The sequence below is a fragment of the Brevundimonas sp. ALps5 genome (genome assembly GCF_058681645.1).
This window is the reverse complement of record NZ_CM178744.1, coordinates 3,838,175-3,853,435: the sequence shown is the minus strand read 5'-3', so window position 1 is coordinate 3,853,435 and position 15,261 is coordinate 3,838,175. Positions and strand designations below refer to the sequence as shown.

Sequence of the window (15,261 nt, the reverse complement as noted above, 5' to 3'; positions counted from 1 at the left end):
ACCTCAGGCCTCGTAGCGGATCAGCGGCGTATCACCCCGTAAATACAGGGGATGTTTCGGACTGCCGTCGCCGTTCTGGCCGAAGCACCAGAGCTCGACCCCATCGGCCCTCAGGGCGTCGATCAGGGCCTTGCCGGCCGGGGCCAGCGCCTTGTTCAGCTTGCCGTGGCAGACCACGACCTTGCCGGCCTTCGCCGCCTGGGCCCGGATCGTCGGCAGGTTCTCGGACGAGACCGCCTCGACGCCGGGCGCCAGCAGCATTTTCGGATCGGTGGCGCGATAGTCGCCGACATTGGCCTTGACCATGGCGTCGAAGCCCTCGCGCTGCGCAAAGGTCCATTCCCGCGCGCAGGTCGGGTCGTTGACCAGGGCGTCGGCCGTCGAGGGGTTCATGCCGATGAACAGCATGTATCGCTCGGGGAAGACCTCCCCCAGCCAGCGCCGCATCAGCTGGCGATAACGGCCGTCCGCGCTGAACGCCGCATCCCCCTTCACGCCCGGCATCAGGGCCAGCCGCACCTTGCCGCCGGGGTCATGCTGATCAGCCGTCATTATGGGCGCTCCCGGAAATCGGACTGGCGCCGATTCCCGCTGTGTTAGACTTCGGCTCTGGTCTTTGACATTCGCGCCGAACCCGCAAGCCCTTTGCACGCGGTCTTTTCGTTGGCGGACTCGATCGGACTTATTGCTTTCACAAATTCAAATGGTTGTAGATGTCTTCTGAGGTATCGCTTCCGAATTGCACTTTTTGCACTCACTCTTTTTCGAGTGCAAATACGGTGTCCGGATACCGCTCGGCTAGCCCTTGGCCGACCGCTCCGCCACCTTGGCCGCGTCCCACAGGCCGTCCATCTCGGTGAGGTCGGACTGGTCGGGCGTGCGGCCATCCTTCGCCAGCTCGGCCTCGATGAAGCCGAATCGGCGCACGAACTTGGCGTTGGCGCCGCGCAGCGCATCCTCGGGCTCGACCCCCAGCTTGCGGGCCAGGTTGGCGACGACGAACAGCAGGTCGCCCATCTCCTCGCGCGCCTTGTCCAGGTCGCCCGCGGCGATCTCGGCCTTCAGCTCCCCGACCTCCTCGTCCAGCTTGTCGAAGACCTCGTCGGTGGAGGGCCAGTCGAAGCCGACCCGCGCCGCTCGCCTGGTCAGCTTGGCCGCGCGGGCCAGGGCGGGCAGGCCCACGGGGACGTCATCCAGCACCCCGTGCTGGGCCTTGGCCGCCCGCTCGGCCGCCTTGATGTCCTCCCAGCGCGCCTTCTGTTCGGCCGCGTCGCCCTTGGCCGCTTCATCAGCAAACACATGAGGATGTCGGCGTACCAGCTTGTCCGACATAGCGTTTGCGACATCGTCGAAGGCGAACAGCCCGGCCTCCTCGGCCATGCGGGCGTGGAAGACGGTCTGGAACAGCAGGTCGCCCAGCTCGGACTTCAGCTCGGTCATGTCGCCGCGCTCGATGGCGTCGGCGACCTCATAGGCCTCCTCGATCGTATAGGAGGCGATGGTGGCGAAGGTCTGCTCCAGGTCCCACGGACAGCCGCCGTCTGGGTCCCGGAGTTTGGCCATGATGCCCAGAAGGCGCTCGATCGGGGTCATGCCTGAGGGGCCTCGGCGTCGCGGGCCTCCAGCGCCTGGCGGATCTCGTCATGGCGCTCCGGCGTCAGGGGATAGCGCCTCAGGATCACCGCCGCAGAGGCGATCAGCAGGGCCGGAACCGCGATGAACAACACCTGCAGCACCAGCAGCGAGGTCGGGCTGTTGCCCCCGATGGGCGGCTCGGCCTGGAAGCCGACCCAGCCCAGCACGACATAGGGGACCAGGGCGAAGACGTGGCCCAGCTTGGTCGTGGCGCTGAGGATCGAGAACATCAGGGCCGTGCGGTCGACGCCTGTCTCGAGCCGAACCTCGTCGCCCGCATCGGCCATCATGGCCCGCAGCAGGAACAGGCCGGCCGCATAGGGCAGACCCGCGATGAACATGGCCACCGCCGTCAGGGCGAAGCTGCCGCCGGGCAGCAGGGTCGCCACGACATACAGGGCCGCGAAGAGGGTGCTTGCCACGGCCAGGGCCCGGTGCTTGCCGATCCGCGTCGCCAGCTTCGCCCAGATGGGCGCTCCACACAGGCCGCCGACGAAGTAGAGCAGCATGAAGATGGAGGCCGCCGCCTTGTCGTAGCCCTTCACCTGATCGAAGAAGAAGAACAGCAGGGCCCCGGTGATGCCCGGCGCCACGCCCAGCACCACGTCCGAGGCCAGCAGCCGGGCCACCGTCGGGCGTTTGACGATCTCCCAATAGGCCTTCAGGCCGCCGTGGGCGGGCGCCCCCGCATTGACCGGCTCGGGCACGGCGAACAGGGCCAGGCCGATGGTGATCGGCAGGGCGGCGACGATGGCCCAGCCCATGACATGAACCCCGGCGACATAGTCCCCGAGCCCCAGCTGCACCACCGCGGCGGGCAGGATCAGGATGGCGATGACGCCGATGATGTTGAACGCCTGCCACCAGGCATAGACCCGGCTTCGCTGGTCGTACTGGGGCGCCAGAACCGCCGCCCAGCCCAGCTGGCTCAGGGTCCCGATCGAGAAGCCGATGTAGAGCACCAGCAGCCAGGCGAAGAGGTAGAAGGGGCCGGCGCCCGGCTTGACCATGACGAAGACCATCAGGGCCGCCAGCATCAGCACCGGTGTCGAGGCCGCCATCCACGGGCGGTAGCGGCCGAACCGGGTCCGCGTCCGGTCCATCGCCGCCCCGATCAGCGGGTCGGCGGCGATGTCGAAGGCCCTGACCGCCATGAAGACGAAGCCGACCATGGCGATGTCCAGCCCGACGTGGGTCGCATAGTACTCCGGCAGGGTGACCGGCAGGGCCACGCCGAACGCCGCCAGCGGCAGGCAGACGGTCGAGAAGGCCGCCAGCACCGCATTGGACCGGCGCGGCGATGCGGGGGAAGGCGAGGGAGCGGAGGCGTCGGTCGAGGACATGCGGCGATCCGTGCGGCCGGCCGGAGGATTCGGCCTGTCCCGTTATCGCAGCAATGACGCCGGGCGCAGAAGGCCAATTCCGCTTGCGGCCCGGGCCGTCCTCAGGCTTCCTCGCCCCATGGGTATGCGCGCCGTCCTGATGGCTCTGGGAGCCTTGATCCTGTCGGCCTTCGCGGGCGGGGCCTCTGCTCAATCGTGCGATCGGGCAGGGGCCCAGTGGTCGGGTCAGGCCTTCTCCAACGCCATCTCCGTCTATTCGCTGGAGTGGTCGCCGTTCGGCCGGCCCGAGATGGGCTGGGAGACCTATCTGCCCCTGCTGCAGCGCGAGCTGCGCACCGACTGCGCGCCGGGCACGCCCGACTTCGCCGCCGCGCTCGCCGCCTTTCAGGGGCGCTACGCCCTGACCCCGACGGGCGTCTTCGATCAGGCGACCTTCACCGTCCTCAAGGGGGTGCTGCAGGAGCGCCGGCCCTTCGTCATGGCCCGGACCCGCGACGAATGCCCCGACCCGCCGCCGCTGAACCAGTTGGGCTATCTGTCGCCGGAGGAGGAGCACGCCGACCGCCTGACCCGCCTCCTGCGCCGCGACACCCTGGACGCCTACCGCGCCATGGCCGCCGCCGCCCGGCGTGAGGTCCCGGCCATCGCCGCCGATCCGGAGCTGCTGCAGATCTTCTCGGGCTTCCGCGATCCGGAGGCCGACGCCGCCCGCTGCGCCGCCGAGGCCAATTGCGACGGGGTCCGCCGCGCCGCCTGCTCGCCCCACCGCACCGGCGCCGCCGTCGACCTCTATGTCGGCCATATGGAGGGGATGGGCGTCGACTCCACCGACCCCGCCAGCCGCCTCTACATGACGCGTGGGCCCACCTACCGCTGGCTCGTCGCCAACGCCGCCCGCTTCGGCTTTGTCCCCTACCTCTACGAGCCCTGGCACTGGGAGTACGTCGGGACCCCGGCCGCCCGTTACGCCGCTGGATCCTGACCATGCCGAACCCGATCACCCACAACCTGACCCGCCTGACCGAGTTCAGGGGGCGCGATACGCGCAGTCAGTTCTGGCCCTGGGCGGCCTGCGTGGTGGGCGGCGCCTTCGCGCTCTGGATGGCCACGGTGGCCCTGATGGTCTCCAGCACGATCGCCAAAGTCCGGGCCTTCACCGCCGCCCATCCGGAACAGGTCGAGATCACCACCTTCGCCGGCACGACCTCGGTCCAGATCCATGGGGACCATCCCGCGTTGACGCCGGACTTCGCCGTGATGGGCTGGGCCATAGGCGCGATCGCGATCGTCGCGGTCGGGCTGCTGGCCGCCGCCGTGGCCCGTCGTCTGCACGACCGTGGACGCTCGGCCTTCTGGGGCCTGGCGCCCCTGCCGTTTCTCGCCTTCGGTCTGGTCGGGGTTCAGGTGGTGATGCGCGAGATCACGACCGACGTGGAGCCGAACATGACCCTGTTCCTCGCCATCTTCCTGAACAACATCGTCTATCTGGGCGTGCTCCTGACCCTGATCATCCAGTTGTCCGGAGCGGGATCGCGCGAGGCCAACCGCTTCGGGCCGCCCGTCGGCTGATGCTCAGGACGCGGCCCCTGACGTCCGGCGAACAGGCCCTGGCCCGTTCCGTCTTCGCCGACGCCATTCCTCTCGACACAGTGCGCCTTCTGGCCAGTCCCTTCGACCGCGCCTTCGTGCCCGGCATCCTGTGGGGCGGGGGATGGATCGTCTGGCCGGGGCGCAGCCTGCCTGCCGACATCGCCCTGGCGCCCCTGTCGCTGCAGGCGACCCTGATCCACGAGCTGGTCCACGTCTGGCAGGCGCTGAACGGCGTCAACCTGCTGCTGGCCAAGCTGAAGGCGGGCGACAGCGCCGCCGCCTACGCCTATCCCCTTGATCCGGCCTGCGTCTGGGACCATCTGAACATCGAGCAGCAGGCCTCGGCGGTGGAGCACCGGTTCCGCCTTTCGCGTGGCCAGCGCATGCCCGCCGACAGTGTTTTTTACGACCGGTTGTGCCCGTTTCCGAAACCGAGTGTTTCCGCCTTCGGACTTGAACCTTGGGCTGGATGAGCTAAATCCGCTACCGACGCTGTTACTGAACCGCGTCCCTCATTCTCAAGGAGCGCCCCATGGCGAAGGTTCTGGTTCTCTATCATTCCACCTACGGCCATCTCGAAGCCATGGCCCAGGCCGTCGCCGAAGGCGCGGGCTCGGTCGAGGGCGTGACCGTCGACATCAAGCGCGTGCCCGAGACCGTGCCGGAAGAGCTGGCCAAGGCCTCGCACTACAAGCTGGATCAGGCAGCCCCGATCGCCACCGTCGACGACCTGAAGGACTATGACGCCATCATCGTCGGCGCCGGCACCCGCTTCGGCACCGTCGCCTCGCAGATGCGCGCCTTCTGGGACCAGACCGGCGGCCTGTGGTTCACCGGCGGCCTGATCGGCAAGGTGGGCGGCGTCTTCACCGCCACCGCGACCCAGCACGGCGGTCAGGAATCGACCATCCTCGGCTTCATCCCGACCCTGCTGCACCACGGCCTGGTCGTCGTCGGCCTGCCCTATAACTATCAGGAGCAGATGACCCTCGAAGCCATCCACGGCGGTTCGCCCTACGGCGCCTCGACCATCACCGGCGGCGATGGCAGCCGTATGCCTTCGGACATCGACCTCGGCGGCGCCCGCCATCAGGGCAAGCACATCGCCGAGATCGCGAAGAAGCTGCACGGCTAAGGCGATGACCACCCAACCGGCGATCTTCTTCGGTCACGGCTCTCCCATGAACGCGCTGGGCGGTCCCTATACCGCCGCCTGGCGCGAGCTCGGCGAGGCTGTGGGCAAGCCGAAGGGCGTGGTCATGATCTCGGCCCACTGGGAGACCCGTGGGCTGGGCGTCACGGCCCAGGCTCGGCCTGAGACCATCCATGACTTCGGCGGCTTCCCGCCGGCGCTGCATGCGGTCCAATACCCCGCGCCGGGATCGCCGGACCTGGCGGCGCGCGTCGCCGAGCTGGCCGGCGCCCTGCCGGTCGAGCAATGGGGTCTGGATCACGGCACATGGTCGGTGCTGGTCCATGTCTGGCCCGAGGCCGACGTGCCGGTCGTCCAGCTGTCCCTCAACCGCGACCTGACCGCGCGCCAGCACTATGAGCTGGCCAGGGCCCTGCGTCCGCTGCGGGAGGAGGGGATCGTCATCGCCGGCTCCGGCGACTTCGTGCACAACCTGCGTACCTGGAAGCGGGCGGAGGACGACGGCCCCTATCCCTGGGCGACCAGCTTCAACGACGCGGTCAAGGCGGCCTTCCTGCGCGGCGATCACGACGCCCTGATCGACTGGGTCGATCTGGCCGAGGACGCCCAGCTCAGCGTCCCGACCGACGAACACTATCTGCCGCTGCTCTATATCGCGGCCCAGCAGAAGCCCGGGGAACCCGTCGCCTTCTTCAACGACGAGATCGTCGGCGGCTCCATCTCGATGACGGGCGTCCGGATCGGCTAGGGGCCCTAGGCCGCCTCGACCATCTTCTGGATGGCGACGTAGTCGGTCTTGCCGGTGCCCAGCACCGGGACCTCGGCGACGGTGATGATCTTCTTCGGGACCGCCAGTTCGGGCGCGCCGTGGTCGCGGGCCCACTCCGACAGGCGGCTCGAGGAGGCGTCCTTGTTGTCGGTGACCAGCACCAGCTTCTCGCCCTTGCGGCTGTCGGCGATGGCGACCACCGCGTGGCGGTTGTCGGGCCAGACGGCCGAGGCCAGACCCTCGACGGCGGTCAGGGAGACCATCTCCCCGCCGATCTTGGCGAAGCGCTTCACCCGGCCGAGGATGGTGACATAGCCCTCGTCGTCGATATCGACGATGTCGCCCGTGTCGTGCCAGCCCTCGTGCAGCGGATCCAGCGCCTCCGGGTCCTCGGGCGAGATATAGCCCTCCATGACGTTCGGGCCGCGCAGGTACAGCCGCCCGCCGCCGGTGATGCCCGGCACCTCGTCGATGCGGTACTCGATGCCCGGCAGGATCTGGCCGACCGAGCCCGGCCGGTTGCGGTCGGGGTGGTTCACGGCGACCACGGGCGCGGCCTCCGTCGCGCCATAGCCTTCCAGCAGGGCCACGCCGCCGAACTTGGTGTTGAAGATGTGCCGGGTCTCGTCGCGGACCTTCTCGGCCCCGGCGACGGCGAACTCCAGGGTGGCGAAGTCGTCGGGCTCGGCGACCCGGGCGTACTGGTTCAGGAAGGTGTCGGTCGCGAACAGGATCGAGGCCTTCACCTGCGGCAGCAGGTCGGTGATCTGTTTGGCGTGCAGCGGCGAGGGATATTCGAACGCCTTCATCCCCTGCAGCAGCGGCAGGATGACCCCGCCCGTCAGGCCGAAGGAGTGGAAGGTCGGCAGCGGGTTGAACATCACCCACTCCGGCTTCAGGTCGATGTGCAGCGCCACCTGACGGGCGTTGGCGACCAGGTTCTTCTGGCTGAGGACCACGCCCTTGGGCGCGCCGAAGCTGCCGGAGGTGAACAGGACCACGCCCGGGCCGTCCGGGTCGGTCTTCGTGCGAAAGCGCTTCGGCGCGATGCCGGCGGCCAGGCCGAACAGCTTGTCGGCCAGTCCGATGGTGGCGCGGACGTCGTCCAGCCAGGTGATCTCCGCGACCTTGCCCAGGGCGTCGGTCAGCTCTTCCAGCTTGGCCTGCTGGATGAAACGCTTGGCCGAGAGGATGCGCTTGACGCCCGAGGTGGCCAGAGCCGCCTTCAGATTGGCCTCGCCGGCCGTGAAGTTGAGCATCACCGGCACGCGGCCGAAGGCGTGCAGGCCGAAGAAGGTGACCACCACTCCCATCGACGACGGCAGCAGCACGCCCACCCGCTCGCCCGGCTCGGTCATGGCGGCGATCTTGCGGCCCAGCACGAAGGCGGCGCGGATCAGGCCTGTGTAGGTGAGGGGCTTGCGGTCCTGGTCCTCCAGGATCTCCTTGTCGCCGAAGCGGGCCCGCGCCGCGATCAGGGCGTCGAACAGGGTCTCTTCATAGGCGGCCGGCTTAAGGGCGCTGGAGTTCGGGGCGAACGGCAAGCGGTAATCTCCTCCGGGAAGCTCCACGGCTTCCTCGCATAGGCGGCGGAACCTAGAGCCCTCGGCGCGGCTTGAAAAGATAAGTTACGTCGCGTGAAGGCGTTCCCGTCTGACAGGCGCTGAAACCGCTTGTGCTGGGCGCCAGCCTTGCCTTCCGGGCCCGGAAAGCCGAAATACCGGCCATGGTCACCCTGATCGACACCCTGAAGACGTCGCCCTCCGCCCTGCGTCACCCCGAGAAGCAGAACCGCCCGGAATCGGCGGTGCTGAAGAAGCCCGACTGGCTGCGGGTCAAGGCACCCGGCTCGGGCCAGTACAATGCGACCAGGGAGATCGTCCGCTCCAAGGGGCTGGTGACGGTCTGCGAAGAGGCGGCCTGTCCGAACATCGGCGAGTGCTGGAGCCAGAAGCACGCCACCCTGATGATCATGGGCGACACCTGCACGCGGGCCTGCGCCTTCTGCAACGTCAAGACGGGCTTGCCCCAGCCGCTGGATCCGGAAGAGCCCGGCAAGGTCGGTCTGGCCGTGCAGCAGATGGGCCTGAACCATGTGGTCATCACCTCGGTGGACCGCGACGACGTCGCCGACGGCGGCGCCGCCCACTTCGCCGAGGTCGTGCGCCAGATTCGCCTCCAGGCGCCCCAGACGACGATCGAGATCCTGACGCCCGACTTCCTGCGCAAGGACGGCGCGGCCGAGGTGATGATCGACGCCAAGCCCGACGTCTTCAACCACAACCTGGAGACCGTGCCGCGCCTGTATCTGAAGATCCGGCCCGGCGCCCGCTACTTCCACTCCCTGCGTCTGCTGCAGATGGTCAAGGAGCGCGACCCCAACCAGTTCACCAAGTCCGGCATCATGGTCGGTCTGGGCGAGACCAAGGAGGAGGTCATGCAGGTCATGGACGACATGCGCTCCGCCGGCGTCGACTTCATCACCATCGGCCAGTACCTGGCGCCGACCCGCAAGCACGCGGCCATCGAGCGCTTCGTGACCCCGGAAGAGTTCAAGGCCTATGAGGCGATCGCTCGCGCCAAGGGCTTCCTGATGGTGTCCTCGTCGCCCCTGACCCGCTCCTCGCACCACGCCGGCGACGACTTCGCCCGGCTCAAGGCGGCGCGTGAAGGCCAGAACAAGCGTTGAGGGCTGACGCCGCCCCGGTCTGGAGCCTTCTGTTCCGGATCGGGCTCTTCGCGGCCTTCGCCGATGTCGCCCTGCTGACGACATTGGCGGCCGGGCCTCTGCCCTTGAGCGCCAACCCGGTCTGGCTGACCTATGTCGCCGTCGTGGTCGGGATCGCCCTCATTGCCCTGGTGCTGCGCAGGACCGGTCGGCCTCAGCTGGCGGCCATCGTCATTGCGGCCGAGCTTCTGCCATTGGCATTCTGGTGCGTGCTGTTTATCGGCATGACCAACGGGATCGACGTTCTGGAACACCTGTCCCCCAATCCGCCGAGCGTCGCCGCTCCCCGACCGACAGACTGAGTTTGGCTCTCCACCGCGTCACCCGCATCCTGCCCTACGAACCCGCCCAGCTCGCCGCGCTGGTGGCGGACGTGCGCGCCTATCCGGACTTCGTGAAGTGGGTGACCTCCATGCGGGTCTGGAACGCGCGCGAGGAGGCGCCGGGCGTGACCCTGCTGGACGCCGAGGCCCAGGTGGGCTTCTCCTTCCTGAAGGAGCGGTTCTCGACCTGGGTGCGCCATGACCGCAATCTGCCGCGTGTCGAGGTCGGCCTGATCCGCGGGCCGTTCAAGCATCTGAAGAACCGCTGGGACTTCCATGAGGACCCCGCAGGGACCCGGCTGGAGTTCATGATCGACTTCGCCTTCAAGAGCCCGATCCTGAACGCCATGCTGAACGCCAACTTCGATCTGGCTGTCTCCAAGCTGATCTCCAGCTTCGAGGCCGAGGCGAAACGCAGGTACGGATGACCATGGCCTTCGACTTCGACGCGACCGTGGTGGGGGCAGGGGCCGTGGGCCTGGCCTGTGGACGGGCGCTGGCGAAGCGCGGCCTGACCGTTCTGGTGCTGGAGAAGGAAGGCCATATCGGCCAGGGCGTCTCCTCGCGGAACTCCGAGGTCATCCACGGCGGCCTCTACTATCCGACCGGCTCGCTGAAGGCCCGGTTCTGCGTCGAGGGCCGCCGGACGCTGTACGCCTTCCTGGAGAGCCACAAGATCGACTACCGCAAATGCGGCAAGCTGGTCGTGGCGACGGAAGAAGGCGAGGTCGCCCACATCGAGCGCATCTTCCAGCAGGCCACGACCAACGGCGTTGAGGGGCTGGAGCACCTGACCGGGGCCCAGGCGCGCGCCATGGAGCCGGCGCTGAACGCCCACGCCGCCATCCTGTCGCCGGAGAGCGGCCTGTTCGCCAGCCACGACTATATGCTGGCCCTGCAGGGCGAGATCGAGGACGCGGGCGGCTCGGTGGTTCTGTCGACGCCGTTCGAGCGGGCCGAGCCCCTGCCGGGCGGCGGCTTCACCATCACGGCGGGAGGCGAGGGCGGCGCCACGCTCACCACCCGCCTTCTGGTCACCGCACCCGGGCTCCAGTCCCAGCACGTCGCCGGTCTGATCGAAGGTTATCCGGCCGACCGCATTCCGGCGGGCCATTTCGGCAAGGGCGTCTACTTCCGCCTGACGGGCAAGGCGCCGTTCGACCGGCTGATCTATCCGCCGCCCATCGCCGGGGCGCTGGGCACCCATTACCGCAAGGATCTGGGCGGTCAGGCCGTGTTCGGACCGGATCTCGTCTATGTCGAGACCGAGGACTATTCCGTCGATCCGGCCAAGGCGGAGGAGTTCGCCCGCTATATCCGCCGCTTCTGGCCGGGCCTGCCCGACGGCGCCCTGACGCCCGACTACGCCGGCATCCGGCCCAAGCTGCACGGCCCGGGTGAGCCCCAGCCCGACTTCCAGCTGCGCGGCGCCGAGGACCATGGCATCGAAGGCCTGATGGCCCTGTTCGGCATCGAAAGCCCCGGCCTGACCAGTTCGCTCGCCATCGGCGAGGCGGTCGCGGAGCGGCTGATCGGTCAGGCTTCCTGAGAGGCGAAACAGCCTCTTGAAACTTCGGGCGTGTTCCGGCATAAGCCCCCGCTCGCAGGCGGCTCACCGATGGGCCGCCGCTTCTGTTTTTCGCGTTTCCCCTCCGGGAGCGCCGAGCCCTGAGATTGAGACGGACATGGCTGTTCCGAAGCGCAAAGTATCCCCCTCGCGTCGCAACATGCGCCGCGCCCACGACGCCCTGACCTCGAACGCCTACACCGAGGACAAGGACACGGGCGAGCTGCGCCGCTCGCACCACATCGACCTGAAGACCGGCACCTACCGTGGCCGTCAGGTTCTGACGCCCAAGGAAGACTAGTCTTTTCAGGCGTTTGACCGCTGAGGCGGTTGACCGAGATTTGAACGGCGCGCGATAGCCTCGCGCGCCGTTTTCGTGCGTTACAGTCCGGCTTCGATCTCCGGAGCCCTCCCCATGATTCGTCGCGCCGTCGTCCTGACCACCCTTGCCGTCCTCGCGCCCGTTCTGGCCCTGGAGGCCTGCGACCGGTCGAAGCCGGCGGAGAAGGCCGAGGCCCCCGTGGCCCGACCGCCGGTCATGGAGGCCCCCGTCGATCCGAATCTGCTGACCCCCGACGGCATCGGGGCGATTCGCATCGGCCAGACCGTCGGCGAGGTCCAGGCCCTGTCGGGCATGTCCGACACCCCGATCGCGGACCCGTCCGGCTGCAACATCTTCCACCCGTCGCGCGCGCCGGTCGGCCTGGTGGTCATGGCCGAACAGGGGCGCGTCACCCGCATCAGCCTGCACGAGGGGGCGACGGTGAAGACGGCCAAGGGCTTCGGCGTCGGCTCGGACGCGGCGACGATCAAGGCGACCTACGGCGGCGGCGTCATCGTCCAGCCGGCCAAGTACGAACCGGCGCCCGCTCAGGATCTCTATGTCTGGTCGAAGGGCGGCTCGACCCAATATGTCGCCGATCCCGAGGCGCGGGGCGTCCGCTATGAGGTCGGCGCCGACGGCAAGGTCACGGCGGTCCATGCGGGCGGACCCTCGATCCAGCTGGCCGAAAGTTGCGGCTAAGGCGCTCTCATCTGTCACAGAAGCGCTTCCGGGTTTGAGTTTCGGCGGTCGCGGGCTAAACCCCGAGGCATTCCCGAAATCAGCCGTCAGAGCCGCGCCTAAATGACCGACATCGCCGACATCGTCGCCCGCCAGATCCTCGACAGCCGTGGCAACCCGACCGTCGAGGTCGATGTGACCCTGGAGGACGGCTCCTTCGGCCGCGCCGCCGTGCCCTCGGGCGCCTCGACCGGCGCGCACGAGGCCGTCGAGCTGCGTGACGGCGACAAGGGGCTGTGGGGCGGCAAGGGCGTCCAGAACGCGGTCGATGCCGTGAACGGCGAGATCTTCGACGCCCTGTCGGGTATGGACGCGGAAGACCAGCGCCGCATCGACGAGGCGATGATCGCCCTGGACGGCACCGAGAACAAGGGCCGCCTGGGCGCCAACGCCATCCTCGGCGTCTCCCTGGCGGTCGCCAAGGCCAGCGCCATCTCGGCCGGCCTGCCGCTGTACCGCTACGTCGGCGGCGTCTCCGCCCGCGTCCTGCCGACCCCGATGATGAACATCATCAACGGCGGCATGCATGCCGACAATCCGATCGACATCCAGGAGTTCATGATCCTGCCGACCGGCGCCGAGAGCTTCTCCGAAGCCCTGCGCATGGGTTCGGAGATCTTCCACGCCCTGAAGAAGGCCCTGAAGGACGCGGGTCACAACACCAACGTCGGCGACGAGGGCGGCTTCGCCCCCAACCTGGCCTCGGCCGAGGAAGCGCTCAGCTTCATCACCAAGGCGGGCCAGTCGGCCGGCTATCTGGCCGGCGAGGACTTCCATCTGGGCCTCGACGTCGCCTCGACCGAGTTCTTCAAGAAGGGCAAGTACGAGCTGACCGGCGAGGGCAAGTCCTTCGACGCCGACGGCATGGTCGGCTACCTCGCCGACCTGTGCGAGCGCTTCCCCATCGTCTCGATCGAGGATGGCTGCGCGGAGGACGACTTCGACGGCTGGAAGCTGCTGACCGAGCGTCTGGGCGACCGCATCCAGCTGGTCGGCGACGACCTGTTCGTGACCAACCCGGCCCGTCTGGCCGCCGGTATCGGCGAAGGCCTGGCCAACTCGATCCTGATCAAGGTCAACCAGATCGGCACGCTTTCGGAGACGCTGGATGCGGTCGATATGGCCAACCGCGCGGGCTACACCTCGGTGATGAGCCACCGTTCTGGCGAGACCGAGGACTCGACCATCGCCGACCTGGCCGTCGCCACCAACTGCGGACAGATCAAGACGGGCTCCCTGGCCCGCTCGGACCGCACGGCCAAGTACAACCAGCTGCTCCGCATCGAAGAGATGCTGGGCGACCAGGGCGCCTATTACGGCGACGGCATGCTGCTGAAATAAAAGGAGAAGGGGAGGCCGCTCGCGGCCTGTCCACTACCTGACGCCGTTCCTCCACAGACCCGCCCGTCGGCAGCCCCGACCGGCGGGTCTGTTTGCGTTAGACTGCCGACTTCAGCCGGTCGCCACCCGTTCGTCGAATCCCGGTTTCACGATTGAAACAAAGGTTACGAACTTATGGTCAAGCTACCGTTTGTTAGGCATTTTCGGTGATGATCGGTCAACTGTACCCACGCTCAGAAGGAGCGTTCGCATTGCCCGAACGGATGAAACCGTATTCCCTGTCCGCATTCCTGTTTCTGCTGTTCGCCTACCTGGGCGTTCAGGCGATGACCGGGGAGCGGGGCCTGCTCAGCGGCCACGCCCGGGATACGCTACTGGCCCAGCGCGAGGCCGAACTCACCGAGCTTAGCCATAAGCGCGCCGACCTCGAGGTCCGGGCCCGCTATCTGCGAACCAATAGCCTGTCGCGAGACCTGCTCGAGGAGCGGGCCCGCGTGGTGCTCGGTTTCGCCGACCCGCGTGACTATGTGATCCCTGTTTCCGCCCCGGCGGCCTCGGGCGCAAAAGTTATGGCTTCCTGAACTATTGTTACAGCCGGACCGGCTCGCTTTGCGTTATGCGATCGAAGGCTGCTAAAGCCGCTTTCCGTAACGATAAGAAGCCCTGAAGCCAGTGTGGTTCTTCGGGGCTCTAGCCGGGAGATGCCGGATGGCGAAAGCCCCCTCCGCGAAGACCGCCGCGAAACCCGCGGCAAAGACCGACAAGATCCCCAATACGCCGACCGCGTCCAAGGAAGACCTGCTTCGCTACTATCGCGAAATGGTGCTGATCCGCCGCTTCGAGGAGCGCGCCGGCCAGCTGTACGGCATGGGGCTGATCGGGGGCTTCTGCCACCTGTACATCGGTCAGGAGGCCGTGGCCGTCGGCGTTCAGGAGAGCGTCAAACAGGGTCACGACAAGATCATCACCGGCTACCGCGACCACGGCCACATGCTGGCCGCCGGGATGGACCCCAAGGAAGTGATGGCCGAGCTGACCGGCCGCATCGGCGGTTCGTCCAAGGGCAAGGGCGGGTCGATGCACATGTTCGACGTGCCGACCGGCTTCTACGGCGGTCACGGCATCGTCGGCGCCCAGGTGGCGCTGGGCACCGGCTTGGCCTTCGCCGGCAAGTATCGCGGCGATGACTCGGTCGCCTTCGTCTATTTCGGCGACGGCGCCTCGAACCAGGGTCAGGTCTACGAGAGCTTCAACATGGCCCAGCTGTGGAAGCTGCCGGCCATCTACATCATCGAGAACAACCAGTACGCCATGGGCACGAGCATCGAGCGCTCGTCGTCCACGACCGAACTCTATATGCGCGGCGCCTCGTTCGGCATCCCGGGCGAGCAGGTCGACGGCATGGACGTCCTGGCGGTCAAGGATGCGGTCGAACGCGCCGTGGCCCGCGCTCGTGCGGGCGAGGGCCCCTTCATCCTCGAGGTGAAGACCTACCGCTATCGCGGTCACTCCATGTCCGACCCGGCCAAATACCGGTCCAAGGAAGAGGTCGACGAGGTCAAGAAGACCCGCGACCCGATCGATCACGTCAAGATGCTGCTGGAGGAGGCCAAGGCCACCGAGGACGAGCTGAAGGCGATCGACAACGAGATCAAGGCCATCGTCGCCGAGGCCGTGCAGTTCGCTCAAGAGAGCCCGGAGCCGGATCCGTCCGAGCTCTACACCGACGTCTACGTAGAGGCCTGATCC

General features: G+C 67.6%; 18 protein-coding genes. 14 read left to right on the top strand and 4 right to left on the bottom strand.

Annotation, left to right across the window (positions count from 1 at the left end):
- Positions 1 to 3: 3 nt before the first annotated feature.
- The 3 genes from ACW172_RS18395 to ACW172_RS18385 all read right to left on the bottom strand — a co-directional run bounded on the left by ACW172_RS18395 (position 4) and on the right by ACW172_RS18385 (position 2,978).
- Positions 4 to 552: a DUF1643 domain-containing protein gene (locus ACW172_RS18395; protein ID WP_492032866.1), complete on the bottom strand. Its 549-nt coding sequence runs from the start codon at positions 550 to 552 to the stop codon at positions 4 to 6.
- 246 nt (positions 553 to 798) lie between these two features.
- The gene (mazG, locus tag ACW172_RS18390) at positions 799 to 1,593 is read right to left on the bottom strand and encodes a nucleoside triphosphate pyrophosphohydrolase (RefSeq protein ID WP_492032865.1); all 795 of its coding nucleotides are present in this window, start codon (positions 1,591 to 1,593) and stop codon (positions 799 to 801) included.
- Positions 1,590 to 2,978 (bottom strand): MFS transporter, encoded by a 1,389-nt coding sequence (locus ACW172_RS18385; protein WP_492032864.1) that lies wholly within the window; start codon positions 2,976 to 2,978, stop codon positions 1,590 to 1,592. Before ACW172_RS18385 ends, mazG begins: the two co-directional genes overlap by 4 nt.
- Positions 2,979 to 3,096: 118 nt before the next feature.
- On the opposite strand from ACW172_RS18385, the gene ACW172_RS18380 reads away from it, so the two are divergent.
- From ACW172_RS18380 to ygiD, 5 genes are read left to right on the top strand one after another with little or no spacing between them, the layout of a single operon-like run.
- Complete coding sequence (locus ACW172_RS18380; RefSeq protein ID WP_492032863.1) at positions 3,097 to 3,960, top strand: M15 family metallopeptidase; 864 nt, start codon at positions 3,097 to 3,099, stop codon at positions 3,958 to 3,960.
- A gap of 2 nt (positions 3,961 to 3,962) precedes the next feature.
- On the top strand, positions 3,963 to 4,547 hold the full coding sequence (locus ACW172_RS18375) for a DUF805 domain-containing protein (RefSeq protein WP_492032862.1): 585 nt from the start codon (positions 3,963 to 3,965) through the stop codon (positions 4,545 to 4,547).
- Complete coding sequence (locus ACW172_RS18370; RefSeq protein WP_492032861.1) at positions 4,547 to 5,041, top strand: hypothetical protein; 495 nt, start codon at positions 4,547 to 4,549, stop codon at positions 5,039 to 5,041. The genes ACW172_RS18375 and ACW172_RS18370 overlap by 1 nt, the downstream gene beginning before the upstream one ends.
- 59 nt (positions 5,042 to 5,100) lie before the next feature.
- Complete coding sequence (wrbA, locus tag ACW172_RS18365; protein WP_492032860.1) at positions 5,101 to 5,703, top strand: NAD(P)H:quinone oxidoreductase; 603 nt, start codon at positions 5,101 to 5,103, stop codon at positions 5,701 to 5,703.
- 4 nt (positions 5,704 to 5,707) lie between these two features.
- The gene (gene ygiD, locus ACW172_RS18360; protein ID WP_492032859.1) at positions 5,708 to 6,469 is read left to right on the top strand and encodes a 4,5-DOPA-extradiol-dioxygenase; all 762 of its coding nucleotides are present in this window, start codon (positions 5,708 to 5,710) and stop codon (positions 6,467 to 6,469) included.
- A 5-nt stretch (positions 6,470 to 6,474) separates the two neighbouring features.
- Here ygiD and ACW172_RS18355 read toward each other — a convergent pair whose 3' ends face one another.
- A complete protein-coding gene (locus tag ACW172_RS18355) occupies positions 6,475 to 8,034 on the bottom strand; it encodes an AMP-binding protein (protein WP_492032858.1) in 1,560 nt (519 codons plus the stop codon).
- Between the two features lie 182 nt (positions 8,035 to 8,216).
- On the opposite strand from ACW172_RS18355, the gene lipA reads away from it, so the two are divergent.
- The 9 genes from lipA to pdhA all read left to right on the top strand — a co-directional run bounded on the left by lipA (position 8,217) and on the right by pdhA (position 15,258).
- A complete protein-coding gene (gene lipA, locus ACW172_RS18350) occupies positions 8,217 to 9,179 on the top strand; it encodes a lipoyl synthase (RefSeq protein WP_492032857.1) in 963 nt (320 codons plus the stop codon).
- Positions 9,176 to 9,520, top strand: coding sequence for a hypothetical protein (locus tag ACW172_RS18345; protein ID WP_492032856.1), 345 nt, complete (start codon positions 9,176 to 9,178; stop codon positions 9,518 to 9,520). The genes lipA and ACW172_RS18345 overlap by 4 nt, the downstream gene beginning before the upstream one ends.
- Before the next feature lie 2 nt (positions 9,521 to 9,522).
- Positions 9,523 to 9,969 (top strand): type II toxin-antitoxin system RatA family toxin, encoded by a 447-nt coding sequence (locus ACW172_RS18340; protein WP_492032855.1) that lies wholly within the window; start codon positions 9,523 to 9,525, stop codon positions 9,967 to 9,969.
- 2 nt (positions 9,970 to 9,971) lie between these two features.
- On the top strand, positions 9,972 to 11,090 hold the full coding sequence (locus tag ACW172_RS18335) for an NAD(P)/FAD-dependent oxidoreductase (RefSeq protein ID WP_492035018.1): 1,119 nt from the start codon (positions 9,972 to 9,974) through the stop codon (positions 11,088 to 11,090).
- A gap of 136 nt (positions 11,091 to 11,226) precedes the next feature.
- Positions 11,227 to 11,409, top strand: coding sequence for a 50S ribosomal protein L32 (gene rpmF, locus ACW172_RS18330; RefSeq protein ID WP_207931837.1), 183 nt, complete (start codon positions 11,227 to 11,229; stop codon positions 11,407 to 11,409).
- 114 nt (positions 11,410 to 11,523) lie between these two features.
- Entirely contained in the window at positions 11,524 to 12,132 is a 609-nt protein-coding gene (locus ACW172_RS18325; RefSeq protein WP_492032854.1) for a hypothetical protein, read from the top strand.
- 102 nt (positions 12,133 to 12,234) lie between these two features.
- Positions 12,235 to 13,512: a phosphopyruvate hydratase gene (eno, locus tag ACW172_RS18320; RefSeq protein ID WP_492032853.1), complete on the top strand. Its 1,278-nt coding sequence runs from the start codon at positions 12,235 to 12,237 to the stop codon at positions 13,510 to 13,512.
- A 263-nt stretch (positions 13,513 to 13,775) separates the two neighbouring features.
- The gene (locus ACW172_RS18315) at positions 13,776 to 14,093 is read left to right on the top strand and encodes an FtsB family cell division protein (protein ID WP_492035017.1); all 318 of its coding nucleotides are present in this window, start codon (positions 13,776 to 13,778) and stop codon (positions 14,091 to 14,093) included.
- 127 nt (positions 14,094 to 14,220) lie between these two features.
- Positions 14,221 to 15,258 carry a pyruvate dehydrogenase (acetyl-transferring) E1 component subunit alpha gene (gene pdhA, locus ACW172_RS18310; protein WP_492032852.1) on the top strand — a complete coding sequence of 346 codons (1,038 nt, stop codon included), beginning with the start codon at positions 14,221 to 14,223 and terminating at the stop codon, positions 15,256 to 15,258.
- Positions 15,259 to 15,261: the final 3 nt, after the last annotated feature.

What these genes read in the sequence shown, in the direction of transcription:
- ACW172_RS18395 (WP_492032866.1), bottom strand. Translation starts at nt 552, where the DNA reads ATGACGGCTGATCAGCATGACCCCGGCGGCAAGGTGCGGCTGGCCCTG.
- mazG (WP_492032865.1), bottom strand. Translation starts at nt 1,593, where the DNA reads ATGACCCCGATCGAGCGCCTTCTGGGCATCATGGCCAAACTCCGGGAC.
- ACW172_RS18385 (WP_492032864.1), bottom strand. Translation starts at nt 2,978, where the DNA reads ATGTCCTCGACCGACGCCTCCGCTCCCTCGCCTTCCCCCGCATCGCCG.
- ACW172_RS18380 (WP_492032863.1), top strand. Translation starts at nt 3,097, where the DNA reads ATGGGTATGCGCGCCGTCCTGATGGCTCTGGGAGCCTTGATCCTGTCG.
- ACW172_RS18375 (WP_492032862.1), top strand. Translation starts at nt 3,963, where the DNA reads ATGCCGAACCCGATCACCCACAACCTGACCCGCCTGACCGAGTTCAGG.
- ACW172_RS18370 (WP_492032861.1), top strand. Translation starts at nt 4,547, where the DNA reads ATGCTCAGGACGCGGCCCCTGACGTCCGGCGAACAGGCCCTGGCCCGT.
- wrbA (WP_492032860.1), top strand. Translation starts at nt 5,101, where the DNA reads ATGGCGAAGGTTCTGGTTCTCTATCATTCCACCTACGGCCATCTCGAA.
- ygiD (WP_492032859.1), top strand. Translation starts at nt 5,708, where the DNA reads ATGACCACCCAACCGGCGATCTTCTTCGGTCACGGCTCTCCCATGAAC.
- lipA (WP_492032857.1), top strand. Translation starts at nt 8,217, where the DNA reads ATGGTCACCCTGATCGACACCCTGAAGACGTCGCCCTCCGCCCTGCGT.
- ACW172_RS18335 (WP_492035018.1), top strand. Translation starts at nt 9,972, where the DNA reads ATGGCCTTCGACTTCGACGCGACCGTGGTGGGGGCAGGGGCCGTGGGC.
- rpmF (WP_207931837.1), top strand. Translation starts at nt 11,227, where the DNA reads ATGGCTGTTCCGAAGCGCAAAGTATCCCCCTCGCGTCGCAACATGCGC.
- ACW172_RS18325 (WP_492032854.1), top strand. Translation starts at nt 11,524, where the DNA reads ATGATTCGTCGCGCCGTCGTCCTGACCACCCTTGCCGTCCTCGCGCCC.
- eno (WP_492032853.1), top strand. Translation starts at nt 12,235, where the DNA reads ATGACCGACATCGCCGACATCGTCGCCCGCCAGATCCTCGACAGCCGT.
- ACW172_RS18315 (WP_492035017.1), top strand. Translation starts at nt 13,776, where the DNA reads ATGAAACCGTATTCCCTGTCCGCATTCCTGTTTCTGCTGTTCGCCTAC.
- pdhA (WP_492032852.1), top strand. Translation starts at nt 14,221, where the DNA reads ATGGCGAAAGCCCCCTCCGCGAAGACCGCCGCGAAACCCGCGGCAAAG.